Annotated in this window: 1 protein-coding gene; it reads left to right on the top strand. The window is 79.2% G+C overall.

All coding sequences use genetic code 11. The features are described from left to right. Positions 1 to 91: 91 nt before the first annotated feature. Positions 92 to 874: a 6-phosphogluconolactonase gene (gene pgl / locus ACFXA3_RS14485; RefSeq protein WP_385186690.1), complete on the top strand. Its 783-nt coding sequence runs from the start codon at positions 92 to 94 to the stop codon at positions 872 to 874. Positions 875 to 1,024: the final 150 nt, after the last annotated feature.

Raw genomic sequence — 1,024 nt, 5'->3', positions numbered from 1 at the left:
CGCGCGGGCCGGGCGCGCGGCCCGCCGCCCCCCCCCCCCGGCGCGGTACCCGTACCCACCGCACTACCAAGAAGGCGGCACCACCATGGGTATGACGACTCCCCAGGTCGTCGTCCACCGGGACAAGGAGCTGATGGCGCAGGCCGCGGCGGCCCGGCTCATCACGAAGATCGTGGACGCGCAGGCGGCCCGGGGCAGCGCCTCGGTGGTCCTGACCGGCGGCCGCAACGGCAACGGGCTGCTGGCCGCGCTGGCGGCGGCACCGGCCCGCGACGCCGTCGACTGGTCCCGGCTGGACCTGTGGTGGGGCGACGAGCGGTACGTCCCGGCCGACGACCCCGAGCGCAACCACGTACAGGCCCGGGAGGCCCTGCTGGACGCCGTTGCGGTGGACCCGGCCCGGGTGCACGCCATGCCCGCCTCGGACGGCCCGTACGGGGCGGACGTGGACGCCGCGGCCGCGGCGTACGCGGCCGAGCTGGCGAAGGCCGCGGGGCCCGAGGACCACGGCCCGGTCCCCACCTTCGACGTGCTGATGCTGGGCGTCGGCCCGGACACGCACGTCGCGTCGCTCTTCCCCGAGCACCCGGCCTCCCGCGAGACCGAACGCACGGTGGTCGGCGTGCACGGCGCGCCCAAGCCCCCGCCGACGCGGGTCTCGCTGACCCTCCCGGCGATCCGGGCGGCCCGGGAGGTCTGGCTGCTGGCGGCGGGCGAGGACAAGGCGGGCGCGGTCGCCATCGCGCTCGGCGGCGCGGGAGCCGTGCAGGCGCCCGCGGCGCAGGCGTACGGGCGCTCGCGCACCCTGTGGCTGCTGGACCGCACGGCCGCCGCGAAGCTCCCGGCGGGGATGTACCCGCCGGCCGCGTCCTGACGGCACGGCGCCCGGACACCACCCGGTCACCGCCACGGACGCCGAAGGGGGGGCGGGGGGCCGCGGGGGGCGGGCGGGGCGGGGGTGGGACACTACACGACCCCCCCCCACCCAGCGGGGTGGCGGGGGGGGGCGGGGGGGGGTGAGGGA

Origin of the sequence: Streptomyces sp. NPDC059456 (assembly GCF_042750055.1) — a bacterium.
In the GTDB taxonomy this organism is placed as follows: domain Bacteria; phylum Actinomycetota; class Actinomycetes; order Streptomycetales; family Streptomycetaceae; genus Streptomyces.
The sequence above is the reverse complement of the archived record's forward strand: the minus strand, read 5'-3'. Positions and strand labels throughout refer to the sequence as shown.

Coding starts and splice junctions, on each gene's coding strand:
- pgl (WP_385186690.1), top strand. CDS start 92: ATGACGACTCCCCAGGTCGTCGTCCACCGGGACAAGGAGCTGATGGCG.